This is a genomic window from Ferdinandcohnia sp. SAFN-114 (assembly GCF_059415045.1).
On record NZ_JBPFDQ010000039.1, the window covers coordinates 11254 to 32976 of the forward strand.

At 38.3% G+C, this 21723-nt stretch carries 19 protein-coding genes; 9 read left to right on the top strand and 10 right to left on the bottom strand.

Annotation, left to right across the window (positions count from 1 at the left end):
* The first annotated feature begins 278 nt into the window (after positions 1–278).
* From ACR65M_RS13780 to ACR65M_RS13795, 4 genes are all read left to right on the top strand, one after another.
* On the top strand, positions 279–1649 hold the full coding sequence (locus ACR65M_RS13780) for a S8 family peptidase (RefSeq protein ID WP_341330468.1): 1371 nt from the start codon (positions 279–281) through the stop codon (positions 1647–1649).
* Between the two features lie 138 nt (positions 1650–1787).
* Entirely contained in the window at positions 1788–3479 is a 1692-nt protein-coding gene (locus ACR65M_RS13785) for a DUF6044 family protein (protein WP_440273599.1), read from the top strand.
* Positions 3480–3985: 506 nt separating this feature from the next.
* Positions 3986–5017 (top strand): glycosyltransferase family 2 protein, encoded by a 1032-nt coding sequence (locus tag ACR65M_RS13790; protein ID WP_341330466.1) that lies wholly within the window; start codon positions 3986–3988, stop codon positions 5015–5017.
* Positions 4986–5432 (top strand): GtrA family protein, encoded by a 447-nt coding sequence (locus ACR65M_RS13795; protein ID WP_341330465.1) that lies wholly within the window; start codon positions 4986–4988, stop codon positions 5430–5432. The genes ACR65M_RS13790 and ACR65M_RS13795 overlap by 32 nt, the downstream gene beginning before the upstream one ends.
* On the opposite strand, the gene ACR65M_RS13800 is transcribed toward ACR65M_RS13795, so the two are convergent.
* Both ACR65M_RS13800 and ACR65M_RS13805 read right to left on the bottom strand, forming a co-directional pair.
* Positions 5429–6604, bottom strand: coding sequence for a D-alanyl-D-alanine carboxypeptidase family protein (locus ACR65M_RS13800; RefSeq protein WP_440273600.1), 1176 nt, complete (start codon positions 6602–6604; stop codon positions 5429–5431). The genes ACR65M_RS13795 and ACR65M_RS13800 overlap by 4 nt on opposite strands.
* Before the next feature lie 193 nt (positions 6605–6797).
* The gene (locus ACR65M_RS13805) at positions 6798–7511 is read right to left on the bottom strand and encodes an ASCH domain-containing protein (protein WP_440273601.1); all 714 of its coding nucleotides are present in this window, start codon (positions 7509–7511) and stop codon (positions 6798–6800) included.
* Positions 7512–8233: 722 nt separating this feature from the next.
* Here ACR65M_RS13805 and ACR65M_RS13810 point away from each other — a divergent pair.
* From ACR65M_RS13810 to ACR65M_RS13820, 3 genes are all read left to right on the top strand, one after another.
* On the top strand, positions 8234–8581 hold the full coding sequence (locus tag ACR65M_RS13810) for a gamma-type small acid-soluble spore protein (RefSeq protein ID WP_246006388.1): 348 nt from the start codon (positions 8234–8236) through the stop codon (positions 8579–8581).
* 144 nt (positions 8582–8725) lie between these two features.
* Entirely contained in the window at positions 8726–8875 is a 150-nt protein-coding gene (gene ypzF, locus ACR65M_RS13815) for a protein YpzF (RefSeq protein ID WP_165918145.1), read from the top strand.
* Between the two features lie 105 nt (positions 8876–8980).
* On the top strand, positions 8981–9946 hold the full coding sequence (locus ACR65M_RS13820) for a ring-cleaving dioxygenase (RefSeq protein ID WP_341330462.1): 966 nt from the start codon (positions 8981–8983) through the stop codon (positions 9944–9946).
* A gap of 49 nt (positions 9947–9995) precedes the next feature.
* Here the strand turns inward: ACR65M_RS13820 and ACR65M_RS13825 are convergent, their stop codons facing one another.
* From ACR65M_RS13825 to ACR65M_RS13845, 5 genes are all read right to left on the bottom strand, one after another.
* Positions 9996–10199 carry a CLC_0170 family protein gene (locus ACR65M_RS13825; protein ID WP_440273602.1) on the bottom strand — a complete coding sequence of 68 codons (204 nt, stop codon included), beginning with the start codon at positions 10197–10199 and terminating at the stop codon, positions 9996–9998.
* A gap of 25 nt (positions 10200–10224) precedes the next feature.
* Positions 10225–11457, bottom strand: coding sequence for a Ger(x)C family spore germination protein (locus ACR65M_RS13830; protein ID WP_341330461.1), 1233 nt, complete (start codon positions 11455–11457; stop codon positions 10225–10227).
* Positions 11438–12544, bottom strand: coding sequence for a GerAB/ArcD/ProY family transporter (locus ACR65M_RS13835; protein ID WP_341330460.1), 1107 nt, complete (start codon positions 12542–12544; stop codon positions 11438–11440). The genes ACR65M_RS13830 and ACR65M_RS13835 overlap by 20 nt, the downstream gene beginning before the upstream one ends.
* Complete coding sequence (locus tag ACR65M_RS13840) at positions 12492–14219, bottom strand: spore germination protein (protein WP_341330459.1); 1728 nt, start codon at positions 14217–14219, stop codon at positions 12492–12494. Before ACR65M_RS13840 ends, ACR65M_RS13835 begins: the two co-directional genes overlap by 53 nt.
* A 514-nt stretch (positions 14220–14733) precedes the next feature.
* Positions 14734–15339, bottom strand: coding sequence for an alpha/beta hydrolase (locus tag ACR65M_RS13845; protein ID WP_440273603.1), 606 nt, complete (start codon positions 15337–15339; stop codon positions 14734–14736).
* 170 nt (positions 15340–15509) lie between these two features.
* Between ACR65M_RS13845 and ACR65M_RS13850 the strand changes: the two genes are divergently transcribed.
* Both ACR65M_RS13850 and ACR65M_RS13855 read left to right on the top strand, forming a co-directional pair.
* A complete protein-coding gene (locus tag ACR65M_RS13850) occupies positions 15510–15998 on the top strand; it encodes a hypothetical protein (RefSeq protein WP_440273604.1) in 489 nt (162 codons plus the stop codon).
* Positions 15999–16067: 69 nt separating this feature from the next.
* Complete coding sequence (locus tag ACR65M_RS13855) at positions 16068–17075, top strand: DUF3231 family protein (protein WP_341330456.1); 1008 nt, start codon at positions 16068–16070, stop codon at positions 17073–17075.
* Positions 17076–17105: 30 nt separating this feature from the next.
* Here ACR65M_RS13855 and ACR65M_RS13860 read toward each other — a convergent pair whose 3' ends face one another.
* From ACR65M_RS13860 to ACR65M_RS13870, 3 genes are all read right to left on the bottom strand, one after another.
* Positions 17106–17954, bottom strand: a complete 849-nt coding sequence (locus tag ACR65M_RS13860) for a MurR/RpiR family transcriptional regulator (protein WP_341330455.1) — start codon at positions 17952–17954, stop codon at positions 17106–17108.
* Position 17955: 1 nt separating this feature from the next.
* Positions 17956–19344 (bottom strand): aspartate aminotransferase family protein, encoded by a 1389-nt coding sequence (locus tag ACR65M_RS13865; RefSeq protein WP_341330454.1) that lies wholly within the window; start codon positions 19342–19344, stop codon positions 17956–17958.
* 170 nt (positions 19345–19514) lie between these two features.
* Positions 19515–21521 carry a TRAP transporter permease gene (locus ACR65M_RS13870; RefSeq protein ID WP_341330453.1) on the bottom strand — a complete coding sequence of 669 codons (2007 nt, stop codon included), beginning with the start codon at positions 21519–21521 and terminating at the stop codon, positions 19515–19517.
* Positions 21522–21723: the final 202 nt, after the last annotated feature.

The window sequence follows — 21723 nt, forward strand, 5'->3', positions numbered from 1 at the left end:
TTTCTACTTCTTTCCCTCCTGTTAGTTATTCCATGAAATGTATGGAAATTATGCATACTATTTCTTCTTACTTTCAATTTATTGGAATGAAAGTAAGGCATGAAAGTATGTTGTAAGCAAGATACTAAGAGGAAAGTGCAAGTGCCTGCTTATTGGCGACAAGCATAAGACAAGCCACTGACAGAAGGTGCTTTTACCTTCCGAAGAGACTCGAATGAACCTGAGAGCCAATGCGGCCAGGAACTAGACAAGAAAAGTGTGGTTGAGGTGATATATCAATGTGGAATAAAAAGAGACTTGCAATAGTAGCATTAATAATTGCTGTTGGGTTATCGATTTTCGTTTCTTTTAGATTATTTGACAATAATGGGGATCAAGCTAATTCAAAAACATCTTCAACTCATAGCGCTCTCCACCCATTAAAAAATGAAACAATCGATACGTCCCCACAGGTGATGAATGTAGACTCCATTCAACTGTACAACAATGTGCAAAAGCAATTAGATAACCATGAAGAAATCGATGTAATTGACCATAACGGCAAAGAGAAAAGCCATTACCATCATCACCAAGTTATTGTTGATTTTAAACATCTTTTAAAGAAGGATGAAATTAATCAAATCGAAAAAGATATCGAAGGAAAGCTACTTCGCAAACTAGATTCTTCTTATATTTTTGAATCAAATAACATGAAAACACCTGAGATGATTTCTTATTTCGATAGAAGGAAGGACGTTGAGTTTGCCGAGCCTAACTATATAATGATGCAAAATCAGCAAGCACCAAATGACCTCCTTTATAACGATTTCCAATGGAATCTACGTATGATTGATTCCGAAAATGGCTGGGGTATAACACAGGGATCAGATAAAGTTAAAATAGCCATAATTGATACAGGGGTAGATTTGGATCATCCCGACTTAGTGAACCGAATTACGGAGGGTTACAACATCCTAAAAGACAATAATGTCCCAGATGATGACAACGGGCATGGTACACATGTTGCCGGAATCATTGCTTCGCAAACAAATAATCACGAAGGAACTGCAGGAGTCACGTGGTTTAACCCTATTATGCCAATAAAAGTAATGGGCTCAGATGGATATGGATCAACCTTTGACATTGCTCGTGGTATCATTTGGGCAACTGATCATGGGGCTGATGTAATTAATCTTAGTCTTGGTAATTACCAAGGATCAAAATTGCTGAAACAAGCAGTTGATTATGCATATAGACATGACGTTGTGATGGTGGCTGCTTCTGGCAACGATAATTCAAGCCAACCGAGCTACCCATCTGCGTACCCACAAGTATTAAGTGTTGCAGCTGTTGATTTAAACGGTGATAAAGCAGAATTCTCCAATTATGGAGATTATATCGATGTCTCAGCACCAGGAGTGACAATACCGAGCACTTATATTGATGAGCAATATGCTGCATTGTCTGGAACTTCAATGGCAGCACCACATGTTGCTGCGCTGGCTGCCTTAATGCGCTCCATTAATCCAAACCTTTCTAATAAAGAAATCATGGAGATGATCAAGGGAACAAGCCTAGATCTTGGTAAAGCGGGGAAAGATATTTATTTTGGCGAGGGATTAATCGATATTGTTCAAGCTCTCGAAAAAGCAAAAGTAGGAACCAGTTAATTGTTGATCAGTAGTAAATAACCGTGAAAAAGTGGGGCTTCCCCACTTTTTTCTTTTCACATTCATATTACATCCGATTATGGATACGATAAAAAATGGAAATCCAATAATGGAAATTTTGTTAATGGAGGGAGGACATTGTCGCAAACTAGAACTCAACAACGAAGTGAGTTTCGTCTCATCATAGCTGCCTTCCTACTTATCGTCATTTTTGTATCTCCTTATTTTATCCTTGGTGAGAATGCTCATCTACGAGTTCACGACAACTTAGATTCGAATCTTGCATGGTATAAGGTTCTTTCAGAAAGCAATCAAATGCTCGGGTCAGTTGATGCCACAATCCCTCAAATTATTAATGGTAATCTTCAACGAGGTGCATTTGGAACCGAATTTAGCGGAATTGTATGGCTACATGCCGTTTTTCCACCAATGATTGCCTATGGACTGAGCCAGTTTATCACGAGAATCTTTGCGTTTTTAGGCATGTATTTATTACTAAGAAAGCATTTTCTCACTCGTCATGAATGGTCTTGGATTCGTGTTGGGGTTTCACTAGCCTTTGCCTTAACACCTTTTTGGCCGTCTGGAATGCTGAGTACACTCGGGATGCCACTTGCCTTATGGGCACTCCTAAATATCCGAGCTGGGGAGAAATCATGGGTAAACTGGTTGACACTGACCTTACTTCCCTTTTATGCGAGCATTGTTCTTGGATTTTTCTTTTTTATAAGCGCAATGGGGATTTTATGGCTGATCGATTGCTTCCGCGGCAAGGGTTTGAACCTTCGCTTTTTATGGGCACTCATCTATTTCACATTCATTTTTATGGTAGTTGAATATCGTCTTGTATACTCCTTTTTATTTATGGATGAACCAAATAGTCGGGATGAATATTTTCATGCACGATTATCATTTTTACGTGCTCTCCGTCTATCTCTAAAAAATTATGTACTTGGTCATACCCATGTAATGAGTGTTCATGGCTTGGTTATTTTGCCAGTTACCATACTTGCATTGAATGTTGTTATCATGAAGAAAAAATGGAAACAAGAGAAAGTTTTCCTTTTCTTACATGTTCTTAATGCTGTATTGTCCGTTTGGTATGCCTTTTGGTTTTATAAGGGGTGGGTTCCTTTAACGGAACGATTTCACTTTTTAGACACCTTTAATTTTGCAAGATACCATTTTCTAAGGCCTTTGGTTATTTATGTTTTGTTTGCTATTTCGTTAAAAATTTTATGGGAATACCGGAGTGGATGGAAGCGTGCTAGTTTGTTATTCTTGGCAGCACAGCTAGTAATTGTGGCTTCTTTTAATGAAGAAATTGTTTATAATAACAAGCCTTCTTTTCAGCAATTTTTTGCGGAGAAACAATTCGAGGATATCAAGGACTATATTGGCTTGCCACAAGAGGATTATCGTGTAGCCAGTATCGGTCTTCATCCCGCTATCGCTCAATTTAACGGGTTTTATACACTCGATACATACAATAATTTTTATCCCCTTTCTTATAAACATCAGTTTCGGGAAATTATCGCCAAGGAGTTGAAAAAGGACAAGAAACTGCGACAATATTTTGATGAATGGGGTGGCCGGTGCTACATCTTTTTAGATGAACTTGGCAAGCACTATATGTTTAAAAAAACGTCGAAAAAAGAGATTAAGAAAATGGAACTAAACATGCAAGCATTTTATGACATGGGTGGTCGGTTTATCATTTCATCTCTGCCTATTCAAAACGCAGACAAAAATCATTTAGTCCTTGAAGAGACTTTCGATTCTTCAGAATCTGCATGGAGGGTTTATTTATATCGAGTTTCGATTGATTAAGGAATATCCCGTATAGAAGGGTTTTCTGCAAATTGGTCAAGGAAAGTATTGGGACACAAGTGTTCTTTAATTAAAAGTTTGTGTCGGAATCATGGGCTGATTTGGACTTATTAGGATCGGTTGGCTATTGCCTGTGTCGCAATCAGGGGTTCATTCCGACACAAAGGGAACGGCGTGACATGCTCTGTGTCGCAACCAAGGGCTCTTTCCGACACTAGGCGAACGGAAGGACATACTCACTGTCGCAATTAGGGGCTCTTTCCGACACAAGCGAATGGAGTGACATGCTCTGTGTCGCAATCAAGGGCTTATTCTAACACAAAGCGAACGGGGGGACATGCTTTGTGTCGCAATCTTACAATCATTTCAATAACACAATTGATCTGGTTGGACAGGACTCTTAAATATCAACCAATTACTACCGTTTAACCTCTCAATTTAGATTTTTGCCAATAACAAGGTTTCAATAAACATTATAACCAAACTTTTCTTAAGGGGGATTCATCATGAACATACCTTTACTTACAATTGTTGTCCCTTGCTATAACGAAGAGGAAGTTCTTCCTGAATCAATGAAACAACTTAGAGCCCTTCTGGATGATCTTATCGAGGACAAGTTAATTTCCGAAAAAAGTAGACTCTTATTTGTTGATGACGGAAGCAAGGATCAAACATGGTCAATCATTTATAAACAAGGCCTTGTAGATAATAAAATAAAAGGGTTAAAGTTATCCAGAAATGTTGGCCACCAAAATGCCCTACTAGCAGGATTGTTTTCCGCAAAGCGTCAGTCAGATTGTCTCGTCTCCATAGATGCCGATTTACAGGATGATATTGAGGTCATACGTCAATTTCTACATCGCTTCTCGGAAGGCTATGAAGTTGTTTATGGTGTACGTAAAGAACGAAAGACTGATACTTTCTTTAAGAAGCATTCTGCACAAGGGTTTTACAAGTTAATGAAATTCATGGGTGTTAACCTTGTCTATAATCATGCCGATTTCCGCTTACTGAGCAGGCGGGCCGTGGATGCGCTCGAACAATTCGATGAAAGTAACCTATTTTTACGAGGAGTGGTTCCTCTAATCGGCTTTCAATCTACATCTGTCTTCTATGACCGTAAAGAACGAATGGCTGGGGAAACAAAGTATCCATTACAAAAAATGCTCTCCTTTGCTCTCGATGGGATTACATCGTTTAGTGTAACTCCGATTCGCTTAATTTCATTAATGGGGCTGCTTTCATTCTTTGTTAGCTTATTTTTTGGGGGTTACTTTTTTTACTTGAAATTTAGTGGACAAACCCAGACAGGCTGGACTTCCCTTATTACCTCGATTTGGTTAATTGGTGGATTGCAGTTAATTGCTTTAGGCTTTATCGGAGAATATATCGGAAAAATCTATAAGGAAACAAAGCGTCGGCCAAAGTTCGTTGTCGATATCGACACGTTCAATCTAGCAATACCTGAGGAAGAACCAGAAGCTCCGAAAGAGGGTGGACACTTGATTGATTACAGCCCATTATCTGAAACCAACTAACACATTCATCCGCTTTCTCCTAGTTGGACTTATGAATACCATTGTTGGACTATCAAGTATTTTTTTATTTTTGCATGCGGTAGGTCTCTCTTACTGGCTTTCAACTTTCCTAGGAAATTCAGTTGGTGCGATCGTCAGTTATCTCTTAAACCGACGCTTTACATTTAACAGCAATGCCACATTTGGAAGAAGCATCCCTTTATTTATTTTAGTCATTCTGAGCTGCTATTTTCTTTCCTATTCAGCAAGTAAATTCATAGTAGGTTTCATTTTACTACCCTACACAAACGAAATAGCTGTCTTGCTTGGAACAGGACTTTACACAATGCTAAACTACTTCGGACAAAAGCATATTGTGTTTGCGGGACAGAGGGACAAGTCCCTCGTCCCACAAAAAAAAAGCACTTTTGATTAAGTGCTCTTTTTTATGTTTTTTATTGTTTTTCGTAGATAGACAAGGCTAACGCCAAAAAACAGGACCATTAGGATGGCTGGTACTGGAACCTTAGGATTGATATTTGCTGGATTGATTTCAGCGCGGGTATTTAACGCTTCCTTTGGGATATCCATTTTCATCTGTTTTGTTGCAAGAAGTCGGCCATCATCCCCAAGTACCTGTAATACACCTTGGTCGTTCATCGCAAGTTGAACTTTTTCATTTTTCATTTGTTTAAATTTCAGTGGCTTGTTCAAATGATAGCTTTCTTTTTTGTCACCGATAAAGGATTTATCTGCAGCTACTTCTTTTATCTCAAAATTTTCAAAGCCGTAATCTAAAAGCTCAATTGTATCCTCATAAGCAATTTCATTTCGATCTGCTTTTAATACAATCGCTATTAAAGACATTTCACCTTTTTCCGCAGTAGTTGAAAGAGTGAATCGCGATTCCTGGACAAAGCCTGTTTTTCCACCTGTGATTCCTTCATATGGGATTTCACCTCTAAGCATTAAATGGTGGCTATAGAGAGTTGTATCCCAGCTTTCACCATTCCAGGCTAATTCCTTCGTTCCAAAAATCTCACGGAAAAGTGGATTTTCCAAAGCATATTTCGTTATTAAAGCAAGGTCATATGCAGTTGTATAGTGATTTTCATCAAATAGACCATGTGGATTAGTAAAATGGGTCTGTTTGACACCCACTTTCGTTTGCAGGTATGAGTTTAAGGATTTAGCAAATTTCTCCACACTTCCATCAAGATGCTCCGCAATTGCAACACCAGCATCGTTGCCGGAATTAATCAGCAGCCCTTGGATAAGATGTTTTAGGGTAACCTTTTCCCCTTCTTCCAGGTAGACGCGAGTTCCACCCGTTTCATAGGCATTTTCAGTAACTGTGACAATATCGTCTAAATTTCCTGTTTCAATTGCATAAACAGCAGTTGCTATTTTCGTTAAACTTGCAGGATATAATTTCGTATCACTATTTTTCTGATATAGAATTGAACCTGTATTTGCATCTAGTAAAATGACTGAATCACTCTTTATCGTTGGTGCATCAATTTGTTGAGACATTTGAGCAAAAGCTTGAAAAGGCGCAACAAAAGCCATCACAACTACTAGAACCAAAATCATATAAAGCTGCTTCATTTCATTTCTCCCTTTTGGACTTAATGGACATATTTCGTTGCCCCAATATTGTATTATCTATTAAATAGGACAAGAAGTGAGTCACCTCGTCCCACGATTTTACATTTACAGGTATTCGAAAGTCAAATTGATTTTTTGGCGGCATCTAAAAAAGACACTCTGCGTATATTACGCAAAGCGTCTTTTTGTATTCTTATTTATGATAGGTGTAAATGGAGCTCCATTCATGAATCAACTGGGTTGCCAATAGGTTATCTTTGGCGTACTTTTCAGCTTTAATCAAGAGTTCTTTTTCGTCCACTTTCCCTTCAAAGTCGGGATTTACTTTGTAGTATATAAATGTGATTTCTTCATTTTGTCGAAAACGAACAAATGCCACAAAATCTTTCTCTTTATATACGGAATAAAAGTAATCACTAGCTATCCCAAACAACTCAAAATCTGTCCAATTGGCGACCTTAAACCGTTCCGCCTCGGACATTGGGACAAAGTGTAAATCTATCTTAACATCTATAAAAACGTCCTTAAGTGTAAAATGTTCAACGACTATCACCGTATCTTCATTCAGTTCGTAACCATCCATTTGTAGTGGTTTCTCCCAGCTGAAAATATGATCCTCTATAAATTCATCAAGCGTGGAATTTTCGCCCTGCGCGATTCTTCTACCCACATCACCTTGAATTTCACCAAATCGTATTTCATAAAAATCGGTAATTTGGATGTTTGCCACATGTTCATTCCGCTTCGTAAAAGCTTGTATGATATCGCCTTTTTCGCTTTTTTCTTCATCTGGCAATTGATCATACCAAACCTTTGGGGTACAGGTGACTGTCTTCACACCACGTAGTACTTCTTCAAGAAGTCTTTCATCATATTCATCTCTACCCCAAAAATCGATTCGTTTCATTCAAATCACCTCTTCCATTACTTGAATTATATAATGGATGGTTTGAAATGAACAACAAAAAACTCGGTAAGCCTACTATAGATGTTTTAAAAAAGGCTTTTTCTAACAGATTGTTGTTTTTAAATGTAGGGTGATTTCCGCTCCTGGCACTCGCTTTCCGCGGGCGATCCACAAGCCTCCTCAACGAAATGTGAAGGCGGCTTGCACAGAAACGAGAAAATTGGCCGACTAAAGCGCCACGTCCTGTGGCGAAGTCGGCACTAGCACGTCCTGTGCGTCGGAGACTCCGACAAAGAGGCGTATTTTGCCTCTGAAGGAGGAGTTGAAATTTCTCGAGTTTCTAGCCGCTGCAACTGGACAAGTCGTTATGTCGCAGCGGGGTCTCTTCTTTCTCGCTATTCCCGCAGGACGTTGAATTTGCTTCCTTGAACATACATCTAACGAAGAAAATGCCAGCATTTTCGAGGATCTCGTACCATCAATGAAATCAGTGAATGGACAATAATAACCCCTTGCATAATCGGATCAAAAAGCAACAAAGTTTATGATAACAGCCTTAAAAAATGAGAACAAACAAATCTCCTTATATTCACTGAAAAATGTCACTCTTTTAACATTCTTTTCAATACATTAAAAAGGTTAGTAAGACACAAATTAAGAAAGGATTTTTGAAAGGGAAGGCCTTTTGAGAATCCACAAAAATTCGTCTGGGAGGGTTCCGAATGCAAAACAACAACAATCAACAAATTCCAGCACAGGCTCAAGCTGCACTTAATCAAATCAAACAAACAGCTAAGCAGTTGGCTCAAACAGAGCAAATGAATGCACAGCAGTTCCAACAAAGCTCACCACAAGTGCAACAATCTGCCCCTGGATTTGCTGGACGTGAATTGAATGCTGCTCAGCAGTTAAATCAGATAGAGCAGTCCGCACAGCAGCTCCAACAATCTGTTGGGCAACAACAATTCACTTCAACCGGTTCCTCTTTCAGTACCGAATTTGCTAGCGAAACGGATGTTGCTGAAGTTCGTAAACAGAACCAGCAGTCCCAGGCTAATAAAAATCGCTAGTACACCTACCAATAAAAATACCCTCACACCTGTGAGGGTATTTTTAGCAAGTTAACTGGCTAAATTTCCTACTTCAGGCCTTACATTATAAGAGGCAAACTACTCATACTACAAAATGAAATATTAAGAATGGAGATGAACGAATTGGGAAGGACAAAGCGTGGAAATGCAAATGCACAACGAAATAATAATGCAAAAAAAGGAAATAGAATTAGTGAAGAGCTTGTTGAATTCGCATCCTATACGGAAGTAGAGGCAGAAAAACAAAACGTTCAAAAGAAGAAAAAGAAATAATCAACTTAGGCCAGGGGTTTCCTTTCCTTGGCCTTTTCTATATCATCTATTCTGTGATATAATTACCTTGAATTCAAGATAATTTATTTTATTGGGGGAATGGGCATGCAATTACTAGGCTTACATCATGTTTCGTTACTTACTGGCAAAGCGGAGCGAAACTTTGAATTTTATACAAAAGTATTAGGAATGCGCCTAATCAAGAAAACAGTTAACCAAGATAATACGCAATCCTACCATCTTTTCTATGGAGATGCAAAAGGAAATCCGGGGACCGAAATTACATTCTTCGATATACCTGGGCTTGGACGAACACACCCTGGAGTTTCAAGCATTTCTTCTACTTCACTACGTGTGAAGTCATCTGAATCCTTGCAATTTTGGAAAAAGCGTTTAGCAGAGTATCACATTTCAACTGAAGAAATCACGAAGCGAGCTAGTCGTGATACTATGGCATTTCAAGACTACGAAGGCTCAAGAATCATTCTTGTTGCAGATAATAGCGAAGCGGGAGTTCCTGCAGGTGAACCATGGGAAATAAGCGGTATCCCAGCTGAACATGCGATAATTGGGCTTGGACCAGTCACATTAACCGTTGCCAACGCTGCACCTACCGTGGAAATTTTGACAGATGTAATGGGCTTTCGGAAGGTTGGCAGCTACCCATCGCTTGCAGGTGATTATCCTGAAATCCTAGTCTTTGCAACTGGTGAGGGTGGATCTGGAGCCGAACTCCATATTGAAACACGACCTGATCTACCAAAAGAACGTTTGGGTCGTGGTGGTGTGCACCATGTGGCCTTCCGCATTCCGAACGATGAGGAATATGAAGATTGGGTTACAAAAATAAAACAAACACGCCTTCCCAACTCCGGTAAGGTAGACCGCTATTACTTCAAAGCATTGTACTTCAGAGAACCAAATGGTATTTTATTTGAGCTCTCAACTGACACTCCTGGGTTTGATATAGATGAACCATTGGAAACGTTAGGAGAAAAACTTGCACTTCCTGCATTTTTAGAACCAAAGCGAAGTGAAATTGAATCAAATTTACGACCGTTGGAAATCTAAATGAAGATAGCCCCTAAAATATTTAAAGACTAGGGGCTTGTTTTGATTTTCACCAGAAAATCTGCTGATACGCCCAATTTATTAAAAAGGCAAATATCCCAGCAGTTATATTGAACCATCCTAGAAACGTGCTTATCTTCTTTTCTTTTTGCATGTTCTTAGTTTTATATCCCTTCACATCAAACATGAGTATAAAGACCCCAGTCATGACACATAGTACAACTACGTAATTTAAATACCCAATAAAGATCATATAGTACTCCTTCGGTACGATTAGGCTATTTTGCCTTTGTACCCACTCTTCGAATTTTTGTTGTACAATGAATATCAAAGGTTAAATCCTTGTATACTTCACGCCATTTCTCTTTTGTTTGAATCTTTTTATTCCAGTAAGCAGGTTGTTTTGCTCGGAAGTATTCACCAAATCCAAAAATATCTGATTGTTCATCCTGCATTTTCTTAATTAACCTATTGGTTCCTTCAATTACTCCCTTTGTAGCCTCTTCCTCGATTTTTCGAACAATTTCCGCATTGTTTAAATCGATTCCAACCGCTCCTTCGGCGATTGTACTTTCATAATGAATCTTGATGACAAAATGAGGTTTCCCGTTTCGTAGGGTTGGTATTATTGATGTCCTGCGATGTTCTGCCCGCACAATCACCTTAACATCTGTATCAGGTACTTTAACAAAGACCTCATAACCACCTCTTTTCTCTCCTGTTACAGCCATAAATAAGCCTATTTCAACTGGTTCTGTACGACCTATCATTCGATCATCTTTAAAATACGCTAAACCGGAAATTTGTATATTATCCTCTTTTTTCAATTCAAGATATGGAAGAAACGTATCTTGCCCTTTGCTTTGTAGCCTTGTCCAAAACAAACCGATAAAATCTTCCGGAAATGTACCTAATCTAACAGCATTTTCGACCATTGCAGATAAATATAGAGTAGGGACCCGCTCTAGTTTTGGTGCCACCTCCATAAATTTTTTCGCTTCCCCTTTCGATACCACCATCCAAGCAGTCCTTCTAATCTCAGGATTTCTTCGAAGATAATCGTTAAACCTTTTTACCCCATCCTTCGCAACTTCTTCACTAATGACAATGGTCCGTAGGTGGCCAAAAAAAAGCCGGTCAGCCACTTCTTGTTGAAGCACAGCTATCGTGTCATCTAAGGTATATCCCACTACACTGATTACCCAAAGTGGATTTTGATCTACTCCAGCCCCACCCGTTTGCGGTCCCAGTGGAATTCTTCCTGGAACAGCAATTTGAGCACTTAATCTAATTAGTCCTTCTTTCGGCTTTGGAAATTGATTTCCTAAACCTGTTATTTGAGCAAGGTCTGCACCGTCTGCATCATCAACCTTATCAATTGAAATACCTAAAACCGTCGCTCGTTGTTCAATGTCATCACTATCCCAGCAACCTGTTAAGAATAGACCAGGCACCAAAGCGATAAGTATAATTTTTAAACAAGTTTTCCAACTATGCTTTGATACTCCCACTTTTTTTCACCTTTTTCTTTACAAGGTCTACACTAACTAACAACAAAGGATAACCCACTGTTAGAATCAGTCCTAATCTACCAAATATTTCAATTACATCGTATAAATGCAATATATTTTGTGGAATCATCGCAATCACGAAAACAATCGGCAAAATAAAAAAGGAAAGCATTTTATGATCACGTAATCCAGCCATCTGGCTAATCGAATGAACCGTGAACATATAACTAGAAAACAATGTAGTGAATACAGCTATTACCCACACAGATAAAAAAACAATATCTAATCTCTGAAGAATATTACCTGGTATTGAGGTCGTACGAGCTAATTCAAGGGTCGGCCATAGAAGGTTCGTTATTTCAACAGGGCCAAACACCGCAACAGTTGCAATTACAATTAACAAGTATAAACCACCAGCAATAACCATTCCCCAAATACTAGCCTTGAACGCTTTTCGTGGATGCCGCATAAAGGGAATAATCATTGTAAAAATAAATGAACCCTGAAATAATGCCGCAATGGTAAGGCCTCCAACTAAGTAACTTCCAGGTTCATTTCCTACTACCGGAAGTAAATATAAGCTATTTGCGTTTTTTAAAGACAAAGCAACGATGATTAAAGCAGGTGCCAAAATAAACGGGACATAAAAATTATGGATATAAGCAAAGACATTCATGTCATTCCTTGTAGACAGTGCCGCGAGTATCAGCATCACAATTACAGTCACTTCTAGCGGAGTTTGCTTTAAAATGGCAGTAATAACTACAGCTCCAAACTCCCTCGAAGTTAATCCAGTTAATATTGCAAAAAAGAGAATGATAACAATGTTCGGCACCCTACTTAACCACTTCCCCAGGATGTCTTCTCCATACAAAATAATAGATTTCCTCGGGTGACGAATTCCAAGAAATGTAATCAATCCAAGCCCAGTAGATGCTATCGCTATACCAAATAATGTTACAAGCGGGGCACCTGTATCCGCTGTCCGAACTGCAAAGAGTGGAAGTGCCAATAATCCCACTCCAATTATGGTACTAATTAGAATCGTTGTTGCTTGAATGACTGTTATCTCGCGTGGATATTCCACTAGACTTGTCCTCCTCCCATTTTTCATTCCCAACCATTACTGGATCCAAAGTGTTACTTGTTCCCTTTTTAGATTCTCCCTTTGTTTTTCCTAAACGATCAGAGTTTTGAGAATGTAGCATTTGTGGCCTTTTTGGCATCCACCAGAATGGTGCTCTAATAATGACATCCTTTAAACCCTGGAAATTACCAGGAGTTACTGGGCTCATGTAAGGGACTCCGAAGGATTTTAACGAAAGCATATGATTAAAAATGAAAATTACGCCAATAACAACTCCATAAAGTCCAAAAAAGCCCGCCATTATGACAATTGGAAATCTAAGCATGCGTAGAGCAAACGCTGCATCATATGCGGGAGTAGCAAATGAACCAATCGTAGTCATCGCAATTACAACAACTGTTATTGGACTTGCAATTCCCGCTTCAACCGCGGCTTGCCCGATAACAAGTACCCCTACAATGGAAAGAGCCCCGCCTACCTGCTTAGGTAGGCGAACAGTTGCTTCACGGAGGATCTCCATCGCGACTTCAATGATTAATACTTCTACCACTGCAGGAAATGGTACACCTGCACGTCCACCCGCAACGGCTACAGCAAACTCTGTAGGAAGCAACTCTGGATTAAACGAGATAAACGACACATATAGAGATGGAAAAATTAAAGAAAAAACTAATGCAATCATACGTGCAATTCGTACAAAACTACCCATTAAAAATCGAGAAGAGTAATCCTCAAAGGTTTGATAAAATTGATTAAATACAACCGGAGCAATGATCGAGAACGGTGATCCATCAACTAGAATAGCCACTCTTCCTTCTAGAATACTACCTACTGTCTTATCTGGGCGTTCTGTACTTTGAATCTGTGGAAAGGGAGACATATGATTATCTTCTATAAATTGTTCGATATAGCCTACATCCAAAATGGCATCAATATCAATTTTCCCTAAACGATCCTTCACTTCTTTTACTAAGTCATCAGTTGCAATCCCTTCAAGATAACAAATGGCTGTGGTAGATTTTGATATGCGACCTATTTCCATAATTTCAACGCGAAAGTCAGCAGTTTTTAATCGATTTCGCAATAATGCTATGTTCGTTTGTAATGATTCAATAAAACCCTCTCGCGGTCCTAATATAACCTGTTCTGTTTCTGGCTGAGAGATTGATCGTTTTTCAATATTCTTTACAGCAAATTGAATACCAGAATTAACCCCATCGATAAAAATAAAAGTTTCTCCGCGTAATAGCGCGTTTATGATATTTTCAATACTATCTTCTTTTTTTATTTCAGTATGAAACATGGCCTCATTCAAAATGAAATCCAACACATTTGTTACTGTAAGCTTTTCAAGGTCTGTTTGAACTGGAACATACATTAGTGGCTTCATAATGCCACTGTTAATTGCGTTTTTATCAACAATACTAGAGAAATAAATAATCGCCGCATTAAATTTACCGTACATTTGAAACTTTCGACAAAAGAAATCAGCGTTTTTCCCTAATAGATTTTTCAGTAATTCAATCGTGGTATCAAGGTTTCTACCCAGCTGATCTGTTGGCAGTTCTTCAACCAATTTATGGGGAATCATATTGTCATTTGCTGTCGCAGCTGGTTGTTTTGAAAGTTTTGTACTTCTTCGTTTCGGACTTCTCTTTATAGTAGACCAAGACATTTCGATACCTCTTTCTATCAAATACGCCTTGGCGTATTTGCGCCCGATTTTTTTTAGGCCCACACGATGTGTATCACAAAGACGTTGCCCCAGGACGTAGCGTTCTTAGTCTTTTGATCCTACACTTGAAAAATATCCTTCGAAAAATCGTGACATCCGCCGGAGGCTTTAACTTTATACAGCACTTGGATAAACTCCAAAACATTTTTATTACTCTTTTTTCAATAAAACCCCACTTAGAGAAGTAGAACATGCTGTTTAAAGTTAAAAGAGACATTTTTATATATAATCCTCCATAAATGGTATTTTATTCTTGTAGGAATATTTTGTATGGGATAAGGGAGTAAGGGGCGAGATAGTTTGGCGAAAGTGCGTTGCTATAGGCAATACAATAAATAAGATTTTAAACGCAAATAACCCAAGATTGGTGTCTTCGCAACACAATCTTGGGTCTTAGATCTGTTATTACGCAATTACATACATTAACACGCAATCAAAAAGAAACTACCCAATCTTAGATTTGTTTCTTATACCACTTTGCTGCTGCAGCAACCTCTGTGCCAGTCAGCATATGTCCATTATTTTCCCAATGTACCTCAACGTCTGCGTTTGCTTTCTGTAAAAGGTCTTGTAGGTCAATGGTTTCCTGTGCTGGACAAATTGGGTCATTTTTACCTGCTGTTATGAAGACAGGTGTACCAGTAAGGTCGGGTAACTCTATCCCTCTTCTTGGTACCATTGGATGGTGCAGAATGGCCCCTTTTATGGCATTTTTGTAATGGAACAGTAGGCTTCCAGCAATATTTGCTCCATTTGAATACCCTATTGCAACAATATTATTTCGATCGAATGAGTAAGTTGCTGCAGCCTCGTCGAGGAACTCATTTAATTCTTTCGTACGGAAAATTAGGTCTTCCATATCAAAAACCCCTTCGGCTAAGCGACGGAAAAAACGTGGCATGCCATTTTCAGATACATTTCCTCGTACACTTAATACGGATGCATCTTCATCAATATGTGGTGCTAATGGCAATAAATCTGACTCCGTTCCTCCTGTACCATGTAATAGCAGAAGTGTTGGTTTTGTTTTATCATTACCTTCTCGGAAAATATGCTTCATCGTATTCCTCCTAAACAAAATGCTTGTTCTAGTATCTCCTAACGAGAACTTAATAATAGAAAAATTATCTTTAATTCAAGATAATATACTAGAATCTATTTGTCAAACCGCAAGCATATAACAAGGACAAGTCTCATATCTTTTTATATACGTTACTAGGGAGGGACGATATGAGTCAAAAAATCATTCTACCATTCATCATACTTACATTATTAATAGGATGCTCCTCACCTTCTAGAGATGCTTCAGACCTATATAGTACCCTTGATCAAAATCTTTCAAAAAAGGATCAGGATATTTTAGAAAGTCTTCAAAGTCATGTTCAAAAATTTACTCAACTTAATAAGGAATTAAATATGCTTTTAGAAGAAATGAAAAAAGAGGATGAATTAGAGGCAGCAGTTGAAACCATGCAAATTGCGAATGAGGAAGCGATGTACATTTTTAATCTAATTGAGCTTGATGATAAACCGAGTAATAAAAGTTTGTACGAGTTAAGAGTTCGCATTCAAGCGTCGATTGAACGATATATGGAAGGCATGAATACTCTGCTTCAGGGGATCATAAATGGGGATTCAAACAAAACAGACGAGGGTTATGATCAGATCAAATCCATTAACAAAGAGTTTGATCAATTATTATCCTATATGGAAGGTTGAATTGTCAAAGAATAGAAATTTTCATTTAACCAATACTACCCATATATGAAGTATTGGGGAGGGTGCCTCATGGAGAAACATAATATTCGTTTATCCAGTGCTGAAATCAGTGGATTATGGACGACTTTAATACAGGCCAGTATGACGATTTGTTTGATTAAATATTTCCTACACCACTTAAAAGATGAAGAAATTAAACCGCTATTAAATGAATCTTTTCAAATATATAGTGGGCAAATGAAAGAGATAAAGCAAATATTTTCGGATGAGAACATACCATTACCTGATATATTTTCGGATGAGGATATTAATTTGTCAGCACCACCACTGTTTTATGATCCTTTTTCTTTAACCTTTGTTTATTCTATGAGTCGAATGAATATGATCAATTTTAGCTTTATAACTTCAAGTGTGGCTAGAGAGGATATTCGATTATTATTTTCTAAATGCTTATCAGATGCTACAACACAATATAATAAAGCGACTGAGTTAATGCTTAATAAAGGATTGTATGACCGACCGCCTATGGTTGTCTATCCTACTGAAAACGAATATATTGAAAAGAAAAGTTACTTAACAAGATTAATCGGTGATAAAAGGCCATTAAATGTCTTGGAAATCACGGATATGTTTTTTAATATCGAACGAAATTATTTTGCGATTGTTCTTTGCATGGGATTCCTGCAGGTAGTAAAGGATAAAGAAATCTTTGACTTTATTAGTGAAGGAAAACAAATATCAGAAAAACAAGTTACTTTTATTAATGACCTTCTAAAACAGGAAAATCTAATGGGAACAACGTCCATTCCAATGGAGGTAACAGGTTCTACGGTTTCACCATTTTCTGATAAACTCATTGTTACACTCTTTCATGCTCTAAATAGTATCGATATTACTCTGCTTGGACATGCCCAAGGATTATCCATGAGGGCAGATTTGGTTGCATTTTACTCAAAAACCATTGGTGAGATTTTCCTTTACGCTGCTAAAGGATTTGGTATTCTTGTTAATCGTAAGTGGATTCAAGAGCCGCCAGCTACGATTGATCGGCTTAAATTACAAAAACATTCAAAGTAAACGACGTGCCCATTCGCACGTCGTTTCGGCTTACCCATAAAAAATTTGAAACCTTTCCCACACTTCCTCTATATCGGTAAGATGTTTTTCAATTTCTTTCCGCTTCTTTCGACCTACTGCTGTTAATAAAGCATTAAGTAAACTTAACGGAGCAACAAATGAATCAATATACGATGGCATCTCACTTGGTGAACAAAGAACAATGTTTGCATATGGAATCAACGGAGAAAGACTCGTATCTGTTATCGCAATTACATTTGCGCCGCGGTCTTTGGCAAACGAAACCGCATCAATCGTATTTTTTGTATATCTTGCGAAACTCAGTCCGATTACAATATCCTCTTCATTGATTCGAAATAACTTTTCAGAAATTCCATTCGGGTTCCTTATTAATTCGGTGTTTTCGAATAATAAATCTAAATAAAACTCCAAAAAAGATCCTAGAGATACTGCACTACGATTTGCGACTATAAAGATTCGTTTTGCATTAATAATAGCCTCGACTGCTTGATGGAATGCCTTTATATCAAATTGGTCTGCCATCTTTTGAATCCGTTTAATTTCGGCCTGAAACATTTCATAAACAGCTTTATCCTCTGAATCATAAATATCCTCAGTAATCTTTAAACGTTCAACGGTGGTAAGCTGTCTTTTTACAGAATCCTGCATGGCTTTTTGCCATTCGGGATACCCACTATATCCTAGAAATGTGGAAAAACGGACAACAGTTGCCTCACTGACACCCGCCATTTTAGCTAGCTGTCCAACAGTAAAAAATGGTACAGATTCCGTATTTCCTAATACGTATTTTGCAATTTTACGTTGTGATTTACTCATTTCAGGTAATTTATTCGTTATATTTTGATACACCTCTTGCATCTTATGAACCGATTCCTTTCACAATTTTAATCGCCTTTTCATGCATTCTAACAGTTTCTTCAATGTCTTTATCTGTATGGACAATAGACATTGAATATCGATTTAATGGTTTTGTATAAATCCCCATCTTTAATAATTCATAATCGACTTTTTCACGGAGTTTCATATCCGCTTTTAACAAGTCACGATAATTTCTAATAGGATGATTTGTATGGACAATATTAAAAATGCTTCCCATCCCAACAGTTTGCATTTCAATCCCATAAGAATGATAAAGTTTTTCGAGGCTTGAACGAAGGTTCTTCGTTTTTTGTAATAATCCTGGGTACACATTATCTCCCTCAAGAACTTTAATCGTCGCTAATCCCGCTGCTAATACAATTGGATGACCATTATAGGTCCCACTATGAAATAGCACATGATCTTTCTTTATAGCCTTTCCACCTGCAGATAATATATCTCCGCCTTTTGTAGGGTCCATTATCTCCATGATTTCTTGATGTCCACCTACTGCTCCAACTGGAAAGCCACCTCCTAAAACCTTTCCCAAAGCTGTAAGGTCTGGCTTTATTCCAAAAATAGATTGTGCACCTCCAAGCGTTAGGCGAAAACCGGTTTTAACTTCATCAAAGATTAAAACGATCCCAAGTTTCTGGGTTAGCTCCCTAAGCCCAACCATAAAACCCTCTTCAGCTGGGATAAATCCACCTTGAACAGGTTCAATAATTACAGCTGCAATTTTATCCTTGTATTTTCTCAATATTTGCTCCGTTGCTTTTAAATCGTTAAAAGGTAGAATTATTGTATTTTCGACGTGATGTGATGATATCCCTTTCGATTCTGGTACAGAGTTCGGCCTGTTTTCATCACCCGCTTCATCAATGGTGGGATTCACACTTACCAAAACCTCATTATAGCCTCCATGATAATGTCCTTCAAATTTTGCTATGGTTGCTTTTCCTGTATAAGCTTGTGCCAATCGAATCGTTAATAATGTAGCCTCTAATCCAGAGTTTGTATAGCGGACCATTTCAATACCGGGAAAATACTCAATTAATTTATTTGCCATTTCAACTTCTAATCTGTGTGGAGCACCAAAAACTGCTGTTCCTGCTGTGGTCAATTGATTATTTACAGCAGCCGTAACCTCTGGGTGACCGTGGCCAAGTAGAAGTGCTCCATAGCAAAGTAAATAATCGATATATTCATTTCCATCGACATCAACCAATCGACTTCCATTTGCTTTTTCCATAAAGATGGGATGAGGTGGAAAATATTTTATGTTTGCTGAAACTCCTCCAGGAATTACAGATTTTGCATTCGTAAATAAATTTGCAGACCCGATAACTTTTTCAGAAATATCACCTTTGTTAGATTGAATCAATGTCAATCGAAAAGCCCCCTCTAATGAAATTAATATATCATATTTAAAAATAAAGAAATATTAATTTCATTATAAAATGAGACAAGCTTTGAAGTAAATAGGTTATTCAGAGTAAACTCAATTTCTCTAAACATAGCAGAAAAAAAACCACCCTTTTCTAAACGGGTGGTAATAAATTAGTTAAAATACATCGTTGGTGCTTGAATATTTTCTTTAGGTCGGCGAGATTGAATAAATAGAATTGCAAATAATGCAATCACACCTGCAGCTCCAAAATAAATACTCGGTGACACAAGACTTAAGCCTGCAGCGAATAGAATAATTCTCTCCCATACAAATGCCTTGCGTATAAAAAATCCGATCATTGCTGTACTAATGCCAATCATACCAATGATTGCCGTTATGACAGAAATGACCAAGAATGGAACCTTGACGTCAATTAATAGCATTTGCGGATTGATGACAAAGATAAATGGAATAATATAGGCAGCTGTCGCAAGCTTTGTTGCTGTTACTCCCGTTGTAAATGGATTTGCCCTCGCTAAGCCAGCCCCTGCATAGGCGGCTAAGCAAACCGGAGGAGTAATGTCTGCTACGATTCCAAAATAGAAGACAAACATATGAGCTGCGAGTACTGGTACATCTAATCCAAGGATTAATGCGGGAGCAGCCATTGTAGCTGTAACAACATAGTTTGCTGTTGTTGGCAAACCCATTCCAAGGATTAAGCAAGCAATCATGGTAAAGAACAAAGTAAGGATTAAGCTTCCTCCACCCAATGCAATAATACCATCAGCAATACGTCCACCAAGACCTGTTTGAACAACTACTCCAACAATAATCCCCGCAGACGCACAGGCTGCGATAACCGGCAAAGCAACTCTTGCACCTTCCTCAAGTGTTTTAATGACACTTTTTAACGACATTCTTGTATCTTTACGAACAAGACTCACTAAAAATGAGACAAGAATCGCAAGCAATGCAGCACGCATTGGCGTCTTTCCTGTCAGTAATGTATAGAAAATAACGATAAGAGGAAGCAATAGGTAACCACGTTCAAGCATTAACTTCTTCGCTTTAGGTAATGTCTCCTTTGGAACCCCCACAATCCCAATCTTTTTAGATTCGAAGTGAACACCAAAAAATACGCCAAGAAAATAAAGGGCTGCCGGGATTATTGCAACCAACATGATTTGGCTATATGGGATATTTGTATAGGAAGCCATGATAAATGCGGCTGCCCCCATGATTGGTGGCATAATTTGACCACCAGTTGATGCAGAGGCTTCCGCTGCTGCAGCAAACTCTGGTTTATAACCTGCTTTTTTCATCATTGGAATCGTAAACGAACCGGAACCAACTGTATTTGCTACAGAGCTGCCCGAAACCATCCCCTGCATGGCACTTGCTACGACTGCTGCTTTTGCTTGACCACCCGTAAACCGACCAGTGATCGCAAATGCAATATCATTAAAAAATTGTCCAACACCAGTTCGAATTAACATGACACCAAATAATAAAAATAGAAAGATAAATGTCGAGGAAACTTGGATTGGCGTACTATAGATTCCTTTTGTCGTTAAATATAAATCAGTAACCAATGTATTCCAAGAAAAACCACGGTGAGCAAATAGTTTCGTAGGAATCAAGTTACCATACAATGCATAAAGAATGGCCACACTCGATACGATTACAATCGGAAGGCCAACACATCTTCTGGCCGCTTCAAGGACAAGTAATACTCCTAATGTTCCAACAATATAATCTGGGGTTGTATATCCGAATACAATTCGCTCTGAAACCAATTCCTCATAGAAAATAACATTATAATAGCCAACACCTAATGAAATAATGGCTAGGATCACATCGTACCAAGGAATTCCTTTTTGTTTACGATGAAGTCCCTTTTTAATTGGATAAAGAAGAAAGATTAATCCCAATGCTGTCCCTAGATGTATAGGACCCTGAATTCGAGCTTCAAAAGCACCGCGATACCCTGTATAAAGATGAAATAGCGTCAGGCCAACAGCCAAAACGAGTACAATCCATTTCCATTTTCCAAGATTCCTTCGATAGGTACTTTCCCGATCGTATTTTTCTAGGATCTCTTCTGCAGACACACTTTCTTTATTTTGAGTAGGCTCGTTCGAATCCCTCATCTCCTTTTTCTTCCACCAATTCATTCTTACCACCACCTGTAAATCTATTTTATTTGAAGAGTAGGACTTGTTAAAAAAAGGGCCAGAACACATAGTGTTAAGCCCTTCTTCTAATCAAATTCGCCTTGGCGTATATGCGCCCGATTTTAGGCCCACACGATGTGGGTCTTAAAGACGTTGCCACATGATGTGGCGTTCTTAGTCTTTGATCTTACTGCTCAAAATT

Bases quoted from the DNA above. Each gene is read 5' to 3' on its own strand.
- ACR65M_RS13780 (WP_341330468.1), top strand. From the start codon at position 279: ATGTGGAATAAAAAGAGACTTGCAATAGTAGCATTAATAATTGCTGTT.
- ACR65M_RS13790 (WP_341330466.1), top strand. From the start codon at position 3,986: ATGAACATACCTTTACTTACAATTGTTGTCCCTTGCTATAACGAAGAG.
- ACR65M_RS13800 (WP_440273600.1), bottom strand. From the start codon at position 6,604: ATGAAGCAGCTTTATATGATTTTGGTTCTAGTAGTTGTGATGGCTTTT.
- ACR65M_RS13805 (WP_440273601.1), bottom strand. From the start codon at position 7,511: ATGAAACGAATCGATTTTTGGGGTAGAGATGAATATGATGAAAGACTT.
- ACR65M_RS13810 (WP_246006388.1), top strand. From the start codon at position 8,234: ATGCAAAACAACAACAATCAACAAATTCCAGCACAGGCTCAAGCTGCA.
- ACR65M_RS13820 (WP_341330462.1), top strand. From the start codon at position 8,981: ATGCAATTACTAGGCTTACATCATGTTTCGTTACTTACTGGCAAAGCG.
- ACR65M_RS13825 (WP_440273602.1), bottom strand. From the start codon at position 10,199: ATGATCTTTATTGGGTATTTAAATTACGTAGTTGTACTATGTGTCATG.
- ACR65M_RS13840 (WP_341330459.1), bottom strand. From the start codon at position 14,219: ATGTCTTGGTCTACTATAAAGAGAAGTCCGAAACGAAGAAGTACAAAA.
- ACR65M_RS13845 (WP_440273603.1), bottom strand. From the start codon at position 15,339: ATGAAGCATATTTTCCGAGAAGGTAATGATAAAACAAAACCAACACTT.
- ACR65M_RS13850 (WP_440273604.1), top strand. From the start codon at position 15,510: ATGAGTCAAAAAATCATTCTACCATTCATCATACTTACATTATTAATA.
- ACR65M_RS13855 (WP_341330456.1), top strand. From the start codon at position 16,068: ATGGAGAAACATAATATTCGTTTATCCAGTGCTGAAATCAGTGGATTA.
- ACR65M_RS13860 (WP_341330455.1), bottom strand. From the start codon at position 17,954: ATGCAAGAGGTGTATCAAAATATAACGAATAAATTACCTGAAATGAGT.
- ACR65M_RS13870 (WP_341330453.1), bottom strand. From the start codon at position 21,521: ATGAATTGGTGGAAGAAAAAGGAGATGAGGGATTCGAACGAGCCTACT.